Source organism: Micromonospora sp. NPDC048898 (genome assembly GCF_043198035.1).
Taxonomy (GTDB): Bacteria; Actinomycetota; Actinomycetes; order Mycobacteriales; family Micromonosporaceae; genus Micromonospora.
Window position 1 is genome coordinate 235,752 of the sequence record NZ_JBICUF010000004.1, and the last position, 14,793, is coordinate 250,544.

Below are 14,793 nucleotides of genomic sequence, written 5' to 3' on the forward strand. Positions count from 1 at the left end.
GGCGGTTCAGGCGGGCCAGGCTCCGCCGGCCAGGAAGCGGTCGATGGCGGCCAGGTGCGCAGTCAGGTCGAGGCCCTGGGCGGCCACCCAGTCGTCGGAGTAGTAGGTGTCGGTGTACCGGTCACCGGGATCGCAGATCAGGGTGACCACCGAGCCGGTCCGGCCCTCGGCGAGCATCCCGGCGATCAGGCCGAACGCGCCCCACAGGTTGGTGCCGGTGGAGCCACCCACGCGACGCCCGAGCACCGCCGACCCGGCGCGCATCGCGGCCAGTGACGCCGCGTCCGGCACCTGGACCATCCGGTCCACCACCGAGGGCAGGAAGGACGCCTCCACGGTGGGCCGGCCGATGCCCTCGATCCGGGACCCCTTTCCGGTACGCACCGACCAGTCGGCGGCCAGCCAGGCCGGATAGAACGCCGAGTTCTCCGGGTCGACGACGCAGAGCTTGGTGGCGAGTCGGCGGTACCTGGCGTACCGGCCGATTGTCGCGCTGGTGCCCCCGGTGCCGGCGCCCACCACGACCCAGGCCGGGATCGGGTGCCGCTCCAGCTCCAACTGCGCGTAGATCGACTCGGCGATGTTGTTGTTGCCCCGCCAGTCGGTCGCCCGCTCGGCGTAGGTGAACTGGTCCATGAAGTGCCCGCCGGAGTCCTCCGCGAGCCAGCGCGCCTCGACCACCACTGTCGCGGGGTCGTCCACCAGGTGGCACCGGCCGCCCTGGAACTCGATCTGCGCGATCTTCTCGGGCGAGGTGGAGGCGGGCATCACCGCGATGAACGGCAGACCGAGCATCCGGGCGAAGTACGCCTCGGAGACCGCCGTGGAGCCCGACGACGCCTCGACGATCGTGGTGCGTGGCCCGATCCAGCCGTTGCAGAGCCCGTAGAGGAACAGCGAGCGGGCCAGCCGGTGCTTCAGCGAGCCGGTGGGGTGGGAGGACTCGTCCTTGAGGTAGAGGTCGATCCCCCATGCCCGGGGCAGCGGGAACGGCAGCAGGTGGGTGTCGGCCGAGCGGTTCGCGTCCGCCTCGACGGCGGCGATGGCCTCCGTCACCCAGGTCCGGCTGGCCGCGTCGCACCGGTCGTGATGTGTCACGCGGGAAACGTAGCAAGCAGGCCAGCGGGGGTCGGCGCGGCCCGGACCGCATGTGACGCGGGTCGGCATCCCCAGGGGTACGCGGCGGTCAGGCCGCCGGTGGACCGACCGGCTGTGGGCGGTTCTCCCATTTGGTGGAGAGTGCGATGGCGGTGCGGGTGGAGGCGACCCCCGGGGTCCGGTTGAGCCGCACGATCAGCTGCTCCAACTCGGCGATCGTGCCTACCCGCGCCTTGAGCAGGAACGACTCCACGCCGGCCATGAAGTAGCAGGACTCGATCTCGGGCAGCACCCGCAGCGACTCGAGCATGTCGTCGCTGTCGGCGCCGGAGTCTTCGACGATCCCGATCAGCGCGGTGACGCCCAGCCCGATCGCCTCCGGTTCCACGTCCGCGCGGTAACCCCGGATCGCGCCGCTGCTCTCCAGCTTGCCGACCCGCTCGTGTACGGCCGGGGCCGAGAGGCCCACCTGTCGGGCCAACTCGGCGTACGACAGGCGGGCGTTGCCGCGCAGCAGGTCGACGAGGCTCAGGTCGATGGCGTCCACGGAGAGTGACCTTAACCGGTTACGCGTAACGCGACGCCTTCGGCATCCGTTGGACGGAGCAGTGGGTAACTGTTCACAAACCGACAGTCAAGGCAGGGGTTCCGCCCGTACCATTTACTAACTTCCCAGTCAGTGCATTTTTCGCGTTTGGCGGACAGGCCAGTCTCCTGGTGCTGTAATTGCCATACGTCCCTCATGACGGCTCTGGGCTCGCACCAGCCGGGGGCAGTGTGTTCAGCCAGGGGCTTCGTCGACGCGAGGAGGGGGCTGTGGACACTGGAGATCGCCTGCTGACACCGGGTGAGGTCGCCGCGCTGTTTCGGGTGGACCCGAAGACTGTGACGAGATGGGCGGCGGCCGGCCGGATAGGAAGCATCCGGACTCCAGGCGGGCATCGCCGGTTTCGGGAATCCGAGGTGCGGGCCCTGCTTGAGGGGGAGGGCATGCTGGACGAGGTGGACGAGGTCGGAAAGCCACGCAATGTGGGGCCGGCCGCATCCACCGGGCCGGGTCCGGCCAACGCCGGCATGTACTGAACTGGTGCGGACAACGCCACGCGGACCGGACACCAGTCCGGTCCGCGTCCCACTTCGGTCGACCGGGCGGCATGACGCGCGATAAGCGCGTCAGCTCAGCTCCGGGCCGCGCCGAGCTGGCCGGCCCACCTTCGGAACAGGGTGTGCGGGACGCCGAGCGCGTCCAGCACCTTGCCGGCCACGAAGTCGACCAACTGCTGGGCGCTGGCCGCCGCACCCGCCCCGTAGAAGCCAGGGCTGGCCGGTAGCACCACCGCGCCGGCGTCGTGCAGCGCGATCAGGTGCTCCAGGTGACTGCGGGTCACCGGTGTCTCCCGGGGGACCACCACCACCGGCCGCCGTTCCTTGAGGTTGACCTCGGCGGCGCGCTGCAACAGGTCCTTGGAGAGCCCGATCGCGATGCCCGCGCAGGCTGCCGTGCTGGCCGGGACCACGGCCATCCCACGTACCCGGTAGGAGCCGCTGCTCGGCCCGGCGGCCAGGTCGCCGGCGGGCCAGTGCCGCACGTCCGCTCCGGTCAGGTCCCGGTCGAGCCAGCCGGCGAGATCCTCGGCCCAGTGCCCGTCGCGAAACGGTCGGCCGGTCTCGTCGAGCACGGTGAGCCGTGCCGCCCGGGACACGATCAGGTCCACCGACTCGCCCGCGTCGAGCAGGCCCCCGAGAACGGCCGCCGCGTATGGCGTGCCGGAGGCCCCGGAGACCCCGACCACCCATGGTTCGCGCATGCCCCCAGCCTGCCTGGTCCGGCCGGTCCGCTGGTGCGCACCCCCGGGATCCACCGTCCGGGCCGCCTCAGGGCCGCAGGTCGAGCCTCCTCAGGGCCGCAGGTCGAGCCGGATCACCAGGTCGAGCAGGGCGAAGACGAACAGCGCGATGCCGACGAACCCGTTGGCGGTGAAGAACGCCCGGTTGACCTTGCTGAGATCGGTCGGGGTGACCACCAGGTGCTGGTAGCCGAACGCCACAGCGGTCAGTGCGAGCCCGATCCACCAGAGCCAGCCCAGGCCGATCAGCCCGCCGAACCAGATGAACAGCGCGAAGGTCACCACGTGCGCGACAGTGGAGGCGTGCAGCGCGAAGCGGCGACCGTAGCGCGCGGGCACGCTGTGCACGCCGATCTCCCGGTCGACCTCGGAGTCCTGGCAGGCGTAGATCAGGTCGAAGCCGCCGATCCACAGCCCGACCGCGGCGCCGAGCAGCCACGCGGGCCAGGAGCCGTCCAGGGTGCCGGTGACCGCCAACCACGCGCCGACCGGGCCGACCGCCTGGGCGATCCCGAGGATGGCGTGCGGCCAGTTGGTGAACCGCTTGGCGTAGGGGTAGACGACCAACGGCACCACGGCGAGCGGCGCGAGCACCAGGCAGAGCGGGTTGAGCAGGGCGGCGGCGGCGAGGAAGACCACCACCGCGACGGCCGCGCCGGTCCAGGCCGTCCGCACACTCACCGCGCCGGTCACCAGTTCCCGGTTGGCGGTACGCGGGTTCCGCGCGTCGATCCGCCGGTCGAGGATCCGGTTGGCGGCCATCGCGAACGTCCGCGCGCCGACCATCGCCACAGTGATCAGCAGCAGGTCCCACCAGCGCACGTGCCCACCGTTGACCTGCATCGCGGTCAACGCGGAGAGAAACGCGAACGGCAGCGCGAACACCGAGTGCTCGATCTTGACCAGCTCCAGAAAAGCCCGCACCCGCCCGCGCTCCCGCTCCCGCTCCCGCTCCCGCGATCTTGCACTTTCTGTCGGGGCAGAAGGGGCGGAAGGGGGTGAATCGGGGACCGAAAGTGCAAGATCGCGGGGGTTGTCGGCGGCGGCCATCAGATCCCGTACTCCTTCCAGCGCTTGTCGACCAGGGCCGTGACCTCCGGGGCCATGCTCATCTCCTCCGGCCAACCGCGGGTGTAGCCCTCGGTGGGCAGCTTGCGGGTCGCGTCGACGCCCGCCTTGCCGCCCCAGAACTGCTGGTACGACGAGTGGTCGAGGTGGTCCACCGGGCCCTCGGTGAGCAGCAGGTCGCGGGCGTAGTCGACGTTGCCGAAGGCCCGGAAGGCGACCTCGTTGTAGTCGTGCACGTCGCAGTCCTCGTCGACGATCACGATCAGCTTGGTCAGCGACATCAGGTGCGCGCCCCAGATCGCGTTCATGACCTTCTGCGCGTGCTTCGGGTAGCGCTTGCGGATCGAGACGATCGCACAGTTGTGGAAGACACCGGCGGCCGGCAGGTCGTAGTCGACGATGTCCGGGATCATCAACTTGAGCAGGGGCTGGAAGATCCGCTCGGTGGCCTTGCCGAGGCCGTGGTCCTCCTGCGGCGGCTTCGAGGTGACGATCGAGTGGTAGACCGGCTTGCGCTGCATCGTCATCGCCTCGATGTGCAGCACGGGGAACGGCTCGACCGGGGTGTAGAAGCCGGTGTGGTCGCCGAACGGCCCCTCGGGCAGCCGCTCACCGGGCTCCAGGTAGCCCTCCAGCACGATCTGCGCGTGCGCCGGCACCTGCAACGGCACGGTGAGGCAGTCGACCATCTCCACCCGCTCGCCGCGCAGGAACCCGGCGAACAGGTACTCGTCGATGTCGCCGGGCAGCGGGGCACTGGCCGCGTACGAGACGACCGGGTCGCAACCGATCGCGATCGCGACCGGGAGACGCTGCCCGAGCCGCTCGGCGACCGCGTGGTGGGCCGTCGAGTCCTTGTGGATCTGCCAGTGCATGCCCAGGGTGTTGCGGCCGTGCTGCTGGAGGCGGTACAGGCCCAGGTTGCGCTTGCCGGTCTCCGGGTGCTTGGTGTGGGTCAACCCGTAGTTGTGGAAGATCCCGCCATCGTCGGGCCAGACCTGCAACCCCGGCAGCCGGTTCAGGTCGACGTCGTCACCCCGGTAGACGACCTCCTGGCAGGGTGCGGTCTTCACCTTGCGCGGCGGCACTGACTTGAGCTGCATGACCTTGCCAAGGCCCTCCCGGATGCCGGACCAGCCGACCGGCAGCTCAGGCTTGACCAGCGCGCCGATCCGGGCACCGATCTCGTCCAGCGAGTCGACGCCAAGCGCCATCGCCATCCGCTTCTCGGTGCCGAACAGGTTGATCGCCACCGGCATCTCGCCCCGAGTCGGACGCTCGAAAAGCAACGCCGGCCCGCCGGCCCGCACCGTGCGAGTGACCACCTCGCTGATCTCCAGGGTGGGGTCGACCGGGACGTCGACCCGGCGCAACTCCCCCGCGCGCTCCAGCGCCGCGAGGAAGTCCTTGAGATCGGTGTACGGGAAGCCACGAGCCGCCATACCGCCCAGTCTCCCGCACCGGCTCCCGAGCGACCCAAGCCGGGTGCTGTGACGCTCGCGATGACCAAGTTCAGGAGATCGGGGTGTCGAATGGCCTGGGATGGCCCGACTTCCTGAAAGCAGAGTGGATCAAGGGCCAGGCCCAGACCTCGCAGGCATGGCAGGCGGTCGAACGGGTAGGGCAGGGGCGGACGGGGGCGGCGATGAGTGGTGAGCGGGTACCGGCGGGGTTCAGCGAGCAGCGGGCGCGGGTCGGCCAGATCGCCATGAACTACGTTCGGGGCGGCACCGGCCCGCCACTGGTGCTCCTGCACGGGTACCCCCAATGCTGGTACATGTGGCGGCACCTGCTGCCCGAGTTGGGGCGTTCCTTCGACGTGGTCGCACCCGACCTGCGCGGCTTCGGGGGCAGCGACGCCCCGGCCGACGGCTACGACAAGAAGACCGCCGCAGCCGACCTGCACGGACTACTCGACCAACTTGGCCTGGTCAGCGAGCTGCGGCTGGTCGGGCACGATCTGGGGACCATGGTGGCGTACGCGTATGCCGCCGCCCATCCGCAGCGGGTGAGTCGGCTGGTGCTCACCGAGGCGCCGATCCCCGACGAGAGCATCTACACGTTCCCCGCGCTCACCGCGGCCGGGCCGGGGGTGTGGAACTTCGGCTACTTCTCTCTCGGCAACGGGCTCCCGGAGGAACTTGTCAAGGGGCGGGAGTCGCTCTGGGTGGACAGGTTCACCGACGCCCTCATGGTGCGCAAGGGCAGCATCGCCGCGCCGGACATCGAGGAGTTCGCGAGTCACCTGCGCGACCCGGCACATCTGCGGGCCAGCTTCGCCTACTTCCGGGCGTTCGAGCAGGACATCGCTGACAACGCGTCGTACCGAGACAGGAAGCTGATGATGCCGGTCCTGGCCGTCGGCGCGGCGGCCAGCCTCGGCGGGCAGGTCGCCGAGCAGGTCCGCCGGTACGCCGACGACGTGCGCGGCGAGGTGATCGAGGAGTGCGGGCACTGGCTGTACGAGGAGCGCCCGGACGAGATGCTCGCCCTGCTGCGCGACTTCCTTCAGGCGGCCTGAGCAGGGGTCCGCGGGTGCCCTCGGTCAGGCAGTGGGCGTCCAGGCGTAGGGGGCCAGTGGCGGGTCGAGCGGTGCCCGGGTGAGCCGGTTGGCAAAGGTGGACATGGTGTACGCGCCGACGCCGAGCACCACGTCCAGCGCGTGCCGGGGCTGGTAGCCGGCGGCCAGGAAGTCGTCCAGCTTGTCGTCGGGCACTGCACCCCGGTGGTCGAGCACGGCCAGCGTGAAGCGGCGCAGCGCCTCCAACCGCGGCTCGGGCAGCACCGAGCCGGCACGCAGCGCGGTGATCAGCTCGGGGGTCGCGCCGAGTCGGGTGAGCTTGCCGGTGTGCAGGGCGACGCAGAAGTGGCACTCGTGACTGGTGGAGACCGTCAGGATGACCACCTCCCGGTCCAGCGGGGCGAGGTCGGTCTGCTCGAAGCCCGTGCTGGCGGTGAGGAACCCGGTGAGCAACTGCGGCGAGTCGGCCATCAGCGCCACCGGGGTGGGCAGCCAGCCGAACCGGCCGCGTACTCCCTCGATGGGCCGACGGGCGGCGGCGGGTGCGGTCTCAGCGGTGTGGGCGGTGAAGACGGACATGGTTACCTGCTCTCCAGAGTCTGGATCGGGGCACGTTACGATAGTCAACGTGGTTGACGAAATAGTAAACGTGGTTGTCGAACATGGCAACCACTGATCCCGCGCGCCCCGGCTTCGCGCTGCCGCTGTTGCTGCTGGCCGGCTTCCAGACGCTTATCGACGACCTGCACGCCGAGCTGGCCCGGGAGGGGCATCCGGAGCTGCGACCGCTGCACGGGTTCGTGCTCCAGGCCGTCGGCGCGGGCGGCACCACCGCCACCGAGCTGGGCCAGCGGCTGGGCATCTCCAAACAGGCCGCGGGCAAGACCGTCGATCGGCTGGTCGCCGTCGGCTACCTGGAGCGGGTCGAGGACCCCACCGACGCCCGACGCCGGCTGGTCCGGGTGACCCCGCGCGGTGCCGACGGACTGGGTCGCTCGGCCGAGATCTTCGACCGGCTACGCGCACAGTGGGCCGAAACCCTCGGCCCGGAACGGGTCGACGCCATGGAGGACGACCTCCGCACGATGGCCTCCGCCAACTGGTTCCGGCTCGACGTGCCGGGCTGGCTCGGAGGCTGACCGCGACTACGCCACGGCAGGATCCACTCGGGTTTCATGAAGTCGGTTGCATCCGGCCCGCCGGACACCGCGCCTTCCTGAAACCCGAGTCGATCAAGGGCGGACAGCCGGGCGCGAGACACCCCACTGCCCAGACCTGGGCCGAGTCAAGCCCGGCGGACACATCTCACCGATCCTGGCGCATCGACGGGGCGTCAGAGCAGGGTGAGTGCATGTCGGACGCCTATGTCGTCGGTGACCCGGACGGGTTGTCGCCCCTGCTGGTCGAGCTGCGCGACACCGTCGCCCGGGAGCTGCACGCCCAATTGGCCCTGCGCGGCGAACGGATCGAGCTGGCCGACCTACCCGAGGTGTCCTACCAGATCACCATCCAGGTCGAGCGGGCCCTGCGCACCTGGCAACCGGATCGCGAGCCGTGACCGGCCCGCACACCGCCCACGTCGCCCGCCGGCCCGCATGCCGCCCACCGGCCCGCGTGCCGCCCACCGGCCCGCGCGCCCGCCTACCGGATCAGTGCCGCCGCCTACCGGATCAGTCCAGCCCGCCGTACGAGTGCAGGCCGGTGAAGAAGATGTTCACGCCGAACAGGTTCATCAGCATGGTGAGGAAGCCGAGCACCGCGAGCCAGGTGGCCACGTTGCGCTTGACGCTGGGCGTGGCGCGGGCGTGCAGGTAGCCGGCGTAGACCACCCAGGAGATGAACGCCCAGGTCTCCTTCGGGTCCCAGCCCCACGGCCGACCCCAGGCCGCCTCGGCCCAGATCGCGCCGGCGATGACCGCGAAGGTGAAGACCGGGAACGCGAACGCGTGCAGCGCGAAGGTCAACCGTTCCAGGCCGACCGCGCCGGGCAGCCGCTTCGCCAGGGTGTACGGGAAGCTCCGCTTGCCCTGCTCGTACCCGTTGCGCATCAGGAAGCCGACCGCCGGCACCGCGCCGAGCAGGAAGATGCCGGACGCGAAGACGATTGTCGAGACGTGGATGACGAACCAGTACGAGTTCAGGGCTGGCACCAGCGGCACGATCGGCACGTACAGGACCAGCTCGGCGGTGGCCACCAGCAGCACCATCACCAGGGTGAGGAACAGCCCGAGCTTGCGCAGCGACGGCCGCTTCCACAGCACCACGAGCCAGGCGGCGACCCCGATGAACGTCACCGTGAGCACGAACTCGTACATGTTGCCCCAGGGCATCCGGTCCGCCGCGAGACCGCGGGTGACCAGAGCAGCGAGGTGCAGCACGGCGGCGAGCGCGGTGGCTCCCACCGCGACCAGGCCGGCGATTCGGGCCCGACGCGCCGAAGCGCCGGCCGGCGGCGGGACCGGTGCGGGTGACTTCGGGCTGACGCCGCCACCACCGCCGACTCCCGCACCCACCAGCTCGCGGACGGGCGACGCCACGGCGACCCGGGTACGCGCGTTGCCCAGCGCGTACTCGACGGCGTGGCTGATCATCGCGATGAGGTACGTCAGGATCGCGAAGGTCACCAGATTGTCGGAGAGCGCGGACATCACTCGGTCCCTTCTCGCACACCGGCCCGGTCGCTGGAGTCAGCGTCGGTGCCAGCCCGCTCGGCACCGCTGACAGCGGTCACGAGCTGGGCGAACTCGTCGGCGAACCCTGGATAGTCGGTGCGCGGCAACCCACCGGCCTCCATCAAGCTACTACCGTCCGTCGGAGATCCGTTCGCGGGGTCGCCCGGCACCACCCGGAAGAAGACCCGGCGACGTCGACCGAACAGCGAGCCCATCAACCCGACCAGCAGGACAGCGCAGCTGAACAGCAGCGGGGTCGCACCGGGATCGTGCCGGATGGAGAGGGTGACGTACCGCTCGGTGCCCAGGAACTCGACGGTGGAGCCGTCGTCCAACGTCCAGGTCTCGCCCTTGCGGAGCAGTTTGGTGCCGACCTCCTTCACCTTGCCGGTCCGCACCTGCCGCTGGTCGAGTTGGTAGATCGAGCCGGGGATACCGGCGTCCCGGCCGAGGTTGCCCCGGTAGGCGACCAGGTTCAGCACCGGGTTGCGCTCGGCCGGGTACTGCGAGCGCACGAACGGTGCCTGCTCGGGTGCCGTGGGCAGGTAGATGCCGGTGAACGCCATCTGCTGATCGGGTGCGCGCTGGCCGGTGGCCGGGTCGACGTTCGCGTCCGCGAAGGCCGCCAGCCCCTCGCTGGTCAGACCCATGTCGCCGGTGGTGAGGAACGGGTCGTCACTGAGTTGGCTGTTGCCGAACCGGTCGGTGTAGCGGATCACCGGGGCGTACCCGTGGCCGAGCAGGTAGACGCTCGCGTCCTTCAACCGCAGCGGCGAGTTGACCGAGAAGTCCGCGCGGCGGGTCGGCTCGTCCGGGCCGTCGACGGTGACCGTGGCATTGAAGGACTCCGGCTGGCCGGACGGCAGGAACCGGGCCTGGAAGTCGTCCAACCGCAGGCAGAAGCGGGGCAGGTCGGCGCTGTCCACCCGGGGGCCGAGCTTCGCCTCGGCGTACTGCTGGCGGGTGTTGCAGAACGTGTTGTCCTTGCCCGCCACCAGCAGCCGGTTGCCGCTCCAGCCGTACCAGGAGCCGAGCCCGACGCCGATCAGCACCGCGATCAGCGAGATGTGGAACAGCAGGTTGCCGGTCTCCTTGAGGTAGCCCTTCTCGGCCGAGACCTCGTCGCCGCGTACCTCGACGCGCCAGCGGCGCTTGCGCAGCACCTCGACGATCGCCGCGGTGCCACCCGGCGGCGCGGGTAGCACGGTGTGCTGCGGCAGCCGGGCCATCCGCTTCGGCGCGGCCGGCGGCCGGGCCCGCAACGCCCGGAAGTGGTCGCGCAGGCGGGGCGTGATGCAGCCGATCAGGGAGGTGAACAGCAGCACGTAGATCGCGGAGAACCAGACCGAGCCGAAGACCTCGAACGCGCCGATCCGGTCCAGTCGGGGGGCCCAGTCCGGGTGGTCGACGAAGTACTCGTTGACCTTCTCCGGGCTGATCCCCCGCTGCGGCAGCACCGAGCCGGGGATCGCGGCAACGGCGAGCAGGAAGAGCAGGATCAGCGCCGTACGCATGCTGGTGAGCTGTCGCCACGAGTTGCGCAGCAGCGCGAGCAGCCGGTTCGGCCGACGGCGTGGCGCTGGCGCCACGGTCTCCGGCCGGTCGTCGACGACAGTCATCAGATGCTCACCTCGCCCACCCCGACGGTGGTCTGCAACCAGATCACGAAGCTCTGCCACCCACCGCTGACCAGCGCCAGGCCGATCAGGATGAGCAGTGCGCCGCCGACCCGGGTGACCCAGCGGCTGTTGCGCCGGACGGCGCGGAAGACCCCGAGCAGGCGCTCGAAGCCCAGCCCGAAGACGATGAACGGTATCCCCAGCCCGAGGCAGTACGCCACGGCGAGCACCACCGCGCGGTCGCTCTGCCCGCTGGCGGTGGCCATGCCCATCACCGCGCCGAGCGTGGGGCCGGTGCAGGGCACCCAACTGAGGGCGAAGACCGCGCCGAAGACCGGCGCGCCGAGCAGCCCGGCCGACGGCAGTCGGGAGATCCGGAACTCGCGTTGCAGCGCCGGGATCATCCCGAGGTAGCTCAACCCGGCCACGATGATCAGCACGCCGACGCCGATCTGCAACTCGCGCTTGTAGTCGAAGAAGACCCGGCCGATGCTGGCGAAGAGGATCGCGGTGGCCACGAAGACGACTGTGAAGCCGCCGATGAAGAGCAGCGTGCCGGCGAGTACCCGACCCTTGACCGCGCCGACCCGCGCGACCCGCTCCTTGACGGCGACACCGCCGGTGGGCGGTGGGGGATCGGCCGCCGGACGTCGGCCTTCGAGGTCGGCGCCGGCGAGACCTGTGACGTACGAGAGGTAACCGGGGACGAGCGGGAGTACGCACGGGGACAGGAAGCTGACCAGGCCGGCGAGCGCCGCCGCGCCCATGGCGAGCAGCAGCGGCCCGGTGAGGGCCAACTCCCGGAAGGTCTCGCCCATCAGCCCGACGCCGGCTTCTCGGCGGCGATCCGTTCGACGAAGGGCATCAGCTCGTCCTTCGTCACGGCACGACGGATCACCACCGCGATCCGGCCCTCGCGGTCCAGCACCACTGTCGCCGGGACGAAGTTCGGTGGGATGTCCAGGGCGAGCGCAGTCCGGCTGGACGGGTCGAACAGGCTCGGATAGGTGACCCGACCCTCCTCGAAGGCCTTGGCCTTGTCCCGCTCGTCCTGCACGTTGGCGCCGAGGAACGTCACCCCGGAACCCTTGGTGGCCTGGTAGACGGCTTCCAGGTCGTCGGCCTCGGCACGGCACGGCGCACACCAGGAGCCCCAGAAGTTGATCACCACCACCTGACCGCGTGCCTGACTCACGTCGTAGGTGCCGCCGGCGAGCAGCTCACCGGCGAGTTTCGGAGGTGCCGAGCGCTGGTCCGGTGCGCACTCGATGATCCCGTCGGTGGTCGTCGCGCAGGTCTTCTCCTGCCCCTTCGACGTGCAGCCGACCAACGCCACCGCGGCGACGGTGGCGAGCAGGCCGGCGGTCCACCTCCGGGCGTTCATCAGGCCCCCTTGGCCGTCCGGGCTGTCGCGGAGAGAGCGATCAGGTGCGCGGCCGGCTCGCTGTAGCCGATGCCCACCACCTTCGCGCCGTCGAAGTGGAACGAGGTGAGGCTCGCCAGCCCGCACTGCCGCTTGCGCGGGTCGTGCCAGAGCCGCTTGCGCTCGACGTGGCGGCGCAGCGTCCAGATCGGGAGCTGGTGCGACACCAGCACCGCCTCGCGCCCCTCGGCGGCGACCCGCGCGGCGTGCACGGCGGCGAACATCCGCTCGGCGATCACCCGGTACGCCTCGCCCCAGGAAGGGGTCACCGGGTCGCGCAGCACCCACCAGTTACGCGGGTCGCGGAACGAACCGTCACCCGGGGACACCTTCTTGCCCTCGAACCAGTTGGCGCTCTCGATCAGCCGCTCGTCCACCCCGACCGGCAGCCCGAACTGGGCGGCGATCGGCTCGGCGGTCTGCTGGGCGCGCTCCAGGGGGCTGGCCACCACGTGCACGATCTCCCGCTCGGCCAGGCCCTGCGCGGCGGCCTTGGCCATCTGCACGCCCAACTCGGAGAGGCGGAAACCGGGCAGCCGGCCGTAGAGGATCTGGTCGGGGTTGTGCACCTCACCGTGCCGGAGCACGTGGACCACTGTCTTGCTCAAGGTTTCTTACCCCCCGTGACCAGCCCAGCCGCTGCCGCAGCGTTCGCCGCCGTGGGCAGCGCCGCGGCGATGTGCTCCAGAGCGGCGTCGTCGATCGCCGCCGACACGAACCACGACTCGAACGCGCTCGGCGGCAGGTAGACGCCGGCGGCGAGCATCGCGTGGAAGAACGCCTTGAACGCCGGCACCTGCTGGGTGCGGGCGCTGTCGTAGTCGACCACGTCGGCGTCGGTGAAGAAGATCGAGAACATGCTGCCCGCGTACGACAGTCGGTGCGGGACCCCGGCGGTGGCCAGCGCGTCGGACGCCAGCTTGCCCACGACGGCGGCCGTGTCGTCGAGCCGGCGGTAGAGCGCGTCGTCGGCGAGACGCAGCGTGGCCAGACCGGCGGCGCAGGCCAGCGGGTTACCGGAGAGGGTGCCGGCCTGGTAGACCGGGCCGGCCGGGGCGAGTCGCGCCATGATGTCCGCCCGCCCGCCGAAGGCGGCGGCGGGCAGGCCACCACCCATGACCTTGCCGTACGTCCACAGGTCGGCGTCGGAGGCGTCGAGGCCGTGCCAGCCGGCGCGGGAGACCCGGAACCCGGTCATCACCTCGTCCACCACGAGCAGGGCGCCGTGCGCGTGCGCGATCCGGGCGAGTTGCTGGTTGAAGCCGTCGCGGGGGGCGACCACGCCCATGTTGCCGGCGGCGGCCTCGGTGATCACCGCGGCGATGTGCGGGCCCTCGGCGGCGAATGCCTCCTCGACGGCCCGGATGTCGTTGTACGGCAGGACGATCGTCTCGCTGGCCGCCGCGCCGGTGACGCCGGGCGAGTCGGGCAGGCCCAGGGTGGCCACGCCGGACCCGGCGGAGGCGAGCAGCGCGTCGACGTGGCCGTGGTAGCAGCCCGCGAACTTGACGATCTTGGAGCGGCCGGTGAAGCCACGGGCCAACCGGATCGCCGACATGGTGGCCTCGGTGCCGGAGTTGACCAGCCGGACCTGCTCCATCGGGGTCCGGTCGACCAGCTCGGCGGCCAGCTCCACCTCACCGGGGGTGGGGGTGCCGAAGCTGGTGCCCCTGGCAGCGGCGGCCTGCACGGCGGCCACCACCTCGGGATGCGCGTGCCCGAGGATCAGCGGACCCCACGAGCAGACCAGGTCGACGTAGCGGCGACCGTCGGCGTCGTACAGCCACGGGCCCTCGCCACGAACCATGAAACGCGGGGTGCCGCCGACCGCCTGGAAGGCACGCACGGGGGAGTTCACCCCGCCCGGCACGATGGCGCGGGCGCGGTCGAACAGGGCCTCGGAGGCCGGTGCGTCGGCCGGGTAACGGCCGGAACCGGCGGGAAAGATGTCGGTCACGATGCCGCCATTGTGTCAGCGCCACACGGCCAACCAGCAGCCACCCCGCGGTGGGGTTACCGGGCTCACCCCGGGCTGGCGTCGCGGCGGCGGCAGCAGCGCGGGGGGCTCGTGACCTCGATGGGCGGCGGCTCGTGGCCTCAACAGGCCGGGCCGGGCAGATCGCGCTAGGCTGACCGGGTGGATCGTGCCGAACTGTCCATCACGCTACACCGGACGGGCGACGAAGCAGTGCTGCGCCTGGCCGGTGAGATCGACATGCTCACGGCCGCCCAGCTCTCCACGGTCGTCAACGAGGTGCTGGCCGACCCACCCCCGCGGATCGTGCTCGACCTGGGTGGGGTCACCTTCTGCGACTCGCAGGGCCTGGGCACCCTGGTCGTGCTCAGCCGCAAGGCCAGCCACGCGCAGAGCCTGCTGATGCTGACCCACGTGGGCGACTTCCTGATCCGCGTCCTGGACATCACCGGCCTCCGCAGCGCCCTGATGATCCGCAACGACCAACCCACCGGCTAACCCCCGGCCCCGCTCTGCCCCTCCCGGCACCCTCCCCCTCCGTGCCCCGCCGAGCACCGGGCCGAGCGACCC

Annotated in this window: 17 protein-coding genes; 5 read left to right on the plus strand and 12 right to left on the minus strand. The window is 70.7% G+C overall.

What is annotated here, in order from left to right:
• Window positions 1–6: 6 nt before the first annotated feature.
• Window positions 7–1,098 (minus strand): PLP-dependent cysteine synthase family protein, encoded by a 1,092-nt coding sequence (locus tag ACGFIQ_RS14085; RefSeq protein ID WP_393243520.1) that lies wholly within the window; start codon window positions 1,096–1,098, stop codon window positions 7–9.
• 88 nt (window positions 1,099–1,186) lie between these two features.
• On the minus strand, window positions 1,187–1,645 hold the full coding sequence (locus ACGFIQ_RS14090) for an Lrp/AsnC family transcriptional regulator (protein WP_393243522.1): 459 nt from the start codon (window positions 1,643–1,645) through the stop codon (window positions 1,187–1,189).
• A gap of 269 nt (window positions 1,646–1,914) precedes the next feature.
• Here ACGFIQ_RS14090 and ACGFIQ_RS14095 point away from each other — a divergent pair, with 269 nt between their 5' ends.
• On the plus strand, window positions 1,915–2,181 hold the full coding sequence (locus tag ACGFIQ_RS14095; protein WP_007454516.1) for a BldC family transcriptional regulator: 267 nt from the start codon (window positions 1,915–1,917) through the stop codon (window positions 2,179–2,181).
• Between the two features lie 95 nt (window positions 2,182–2,276).
• Here the strand turns inward: ACGFIQ_RS14095 and ACGFIQ_RS14100 are convergent, their stop codons facing one another.
• From ACGFIQ_RS14100 to ACGFIQ_RS14110, 3 genes are all read right to left on the minus strand, one after another.
• Window positions 2,277–2,906 carry a UbiX family flavin prenyltransferase gene (locus ACGFIQ_RS14100; protein ID WP_393243524.1) on the minus strand — a complete coding sequence of 210 codons (630 nt, stop codon included), beginning with the start codon at window positions 2,904–2,906 and terminating at the stop codon, window positions 2,277–2,279.
• Window positions 2,907–2,996: 90 nt separating this feature from the next.
• A complete protein-coding gene (gene mqnP / locus ACGFIQ_RS14105; RefSeq protein WP_393243526.1) occupies window positions 2,997–3,995 on the minus strand; it encodes a menaquinone biosynthesis prenyltransferase MqnP in 999 nt (332 codons plus the stop codon).
• Window positions 3,995–5,455 carry a menaquinone biosynthesis decarboxylase gene (locus tag ACGFIQ_RS14110; RefSeq protein WP_393243528.1) on the minus strand — a complete coding sequence of 487 codons (1,461 nt, stop codon included), beginning with the start codon at window positions 5,453–5,455 and terminating at the stop codon, window positions 3,995–3,997. Before ACGFIQ_RS14110 ends, mqnP begins: the two co-directional genes overlap by 1 nt.
• Window positions 5,456–5,658: 203 nt before the next feature.
• Between ACGFIQ_RS14110 and ACGFIQ_RS14115 the strand changes: the two genes are divergently transcribed.
• Entirely contained in the window at window positions 5,659–6,534 is an 876-nt protein-coding gene (locus ACGFIQ_RS14115; protein WP_393243530.1) for an alpha/beta fold hydrolase, read from the plus strand.
• 24 nt (window positions 6,535–6,558) lie between these two features.
• Here the strand turns inward: ACGFIQ_RS14115 and ACGFIQ_RS14120 are convergent, their stop codons facing one another.
• The gene (locus tag ACGFIQ_RS14120; protein WP_393243532.1) at window positions 6,559–7,113 is read right to left on the minus strand and encodes a carboxymuconolactone decarboxylase family protein; all 555 of its coding nucleotides are present in this window, start codon (window positions 7,111–7,113) and stop codon (window positions 6,559–6,561) included.
• An 83-nt stretch (window positions 7,114–7,196) separates the two neighbouring features.
• Here ACGFIQ_RS14120 and ACGFIQ_RS14125 point away from each other — a divergent pair, with 83 nt between their 5' ends.
• Both ACGFIQ_RS14125 and ACGFIQ_RS14130 read left to right on the plus strand, forming a co-directional pair.
• Window positions 7,197–7,673 carry a MarR family winged helix-turn-helix transcriptional regulator gene (locus ACGFIQ_RS14125; RefSeq protein ID WP_393243534.1) on the plus strand — a complete coding sequence of 159 codons (477 nt, stop codon included), beginning with the start codon at window positions 7,197–7,199 and terminating at the stop codon, window positions 7,671–7,673.
• A 212-nt stretch (window positions 7,674–7,885) separates the two neighbouring features.
• Window positions 7,886–8,092 carry a hypothetical protein gene (locus ACGFIQ_RS14130; protein ID WP_393243536.1) on the plus strand — a complete coding sequence of 69 codons (207 nt, stop codon included), beginning with the start codon at window positions 7,886–7,888 and terminating at the stop codon, window positions 8,090–8,092.
• A 112-nt stretch (window positions 8,093–8,204) separates the two neighbouring features.
• Here ACGFIQ_RS14130 and ccsB read toward each other — a convergent pair whose 3' ends face one another.
• From ccsB to hemL, 6 genes are read right to left on the minus strand one after another with little or no spacing between them, the layout of a single operon-like run.
• Complete coding sequence (gene ccsB, locus ACGFIQ_RS14135) at window positions 8,205–9,182, minus strand: c-type cytochrome biogenesis protein CcsB (RefSeq protein ID WP_393243538.1); 978 nt, start codon at window positions 9,180–9,182, stop codon at window positions 8,205–8,207.
• Window positions 9,182–10,825, minus strand: coding sequence for a cytochrome c biogenesis protein ResB (locus tag ACGFIQ_RS14140; RefSeq protein ID WP_393243539.1), 1,644 nt, complete (start codon window positions 10,823–10,825; stop codon window positions 9,182–9,184). Before ACGFIQ_RS14140 ends, ccsB begins: the two co-directional genes overlap by 1 nt.
• Window positions 10,825–11,643, minus strand: a complete 819-nt coding sequence (locus tag ACGFIQ_RS14145; RefSeq protein WP_393243541.1) for a cytochrome c biogenesis CcdA family protein — start codon at window positions 11,641–11,643, stop codon at window positions 10,825–10,827. The genes ACGFIQ_RS14140 and ACGFIQ_RS14145 overlap by 1 nt, the downstream gene beginning before the upstream one ends.
• Window positions 11,643–12,209 (minus strand): TlpA family protein disulfide reductase, encoded by a 567-nt coding sequence (locus ACGFIQ_RS14150; RefSeq protein WP_393243543.1) that lies wholly within the window; start codon window positions 12,207–12,209, stop codon window positions 11,643–11,645. Before ACGFIQ_RS14150 ends, ACGFIQ_RS14145 begins: the two co-directional genes overlap by 1 nt.
• Window positions 12,209–12,856, minus strand: coding sequence for a histidine phosphatase family protein (locus tag ACGFIQ_RS14155; protein ID WP_357068734.1), 648 nt, complete (start codon window positions 12,854–12,856; stop codon window positions 12,209–12,211). Before ACGFIQ_RS14155 ends, ACGFIQ_RS14150 begins: the two co-directional genes overlap by 1 nt.
• Window positions 12,853–14,205, minus strand: coding sequence for a glutamate-1-semialdehyde 2,1-aminomutase (gene hemL / locus ACGFIQ_RS14160; RefSeq protein ID WP_393243545.1), 1,353 nt, complete (start codon window positions 14,203–14,205; stop codon window positions 12,853–12,855). Before hemL ends, ACGFIQ_RS14155 begins: the two co-directional genes overlap by 4 nt.
• Before the next feature lie 180 nt (window positions 14,206–14,385).
• Between hemL and ACGFIQ_RS14165 the strand changes: the two genes are divergently transcribed.
• Window positions 14,386–14,721, plus strand: coding sequence for an STAS domain-containing protein (locus ACGFIQ_RS14165; RefSeq protein WP_007454492.1), 336 nt, complete (start codon window positions 14,386–14,388; stop codon window positions 14,719–14,721).
• Window positions 14,722–14,793 lie beyond the last annotated feature (72 nt).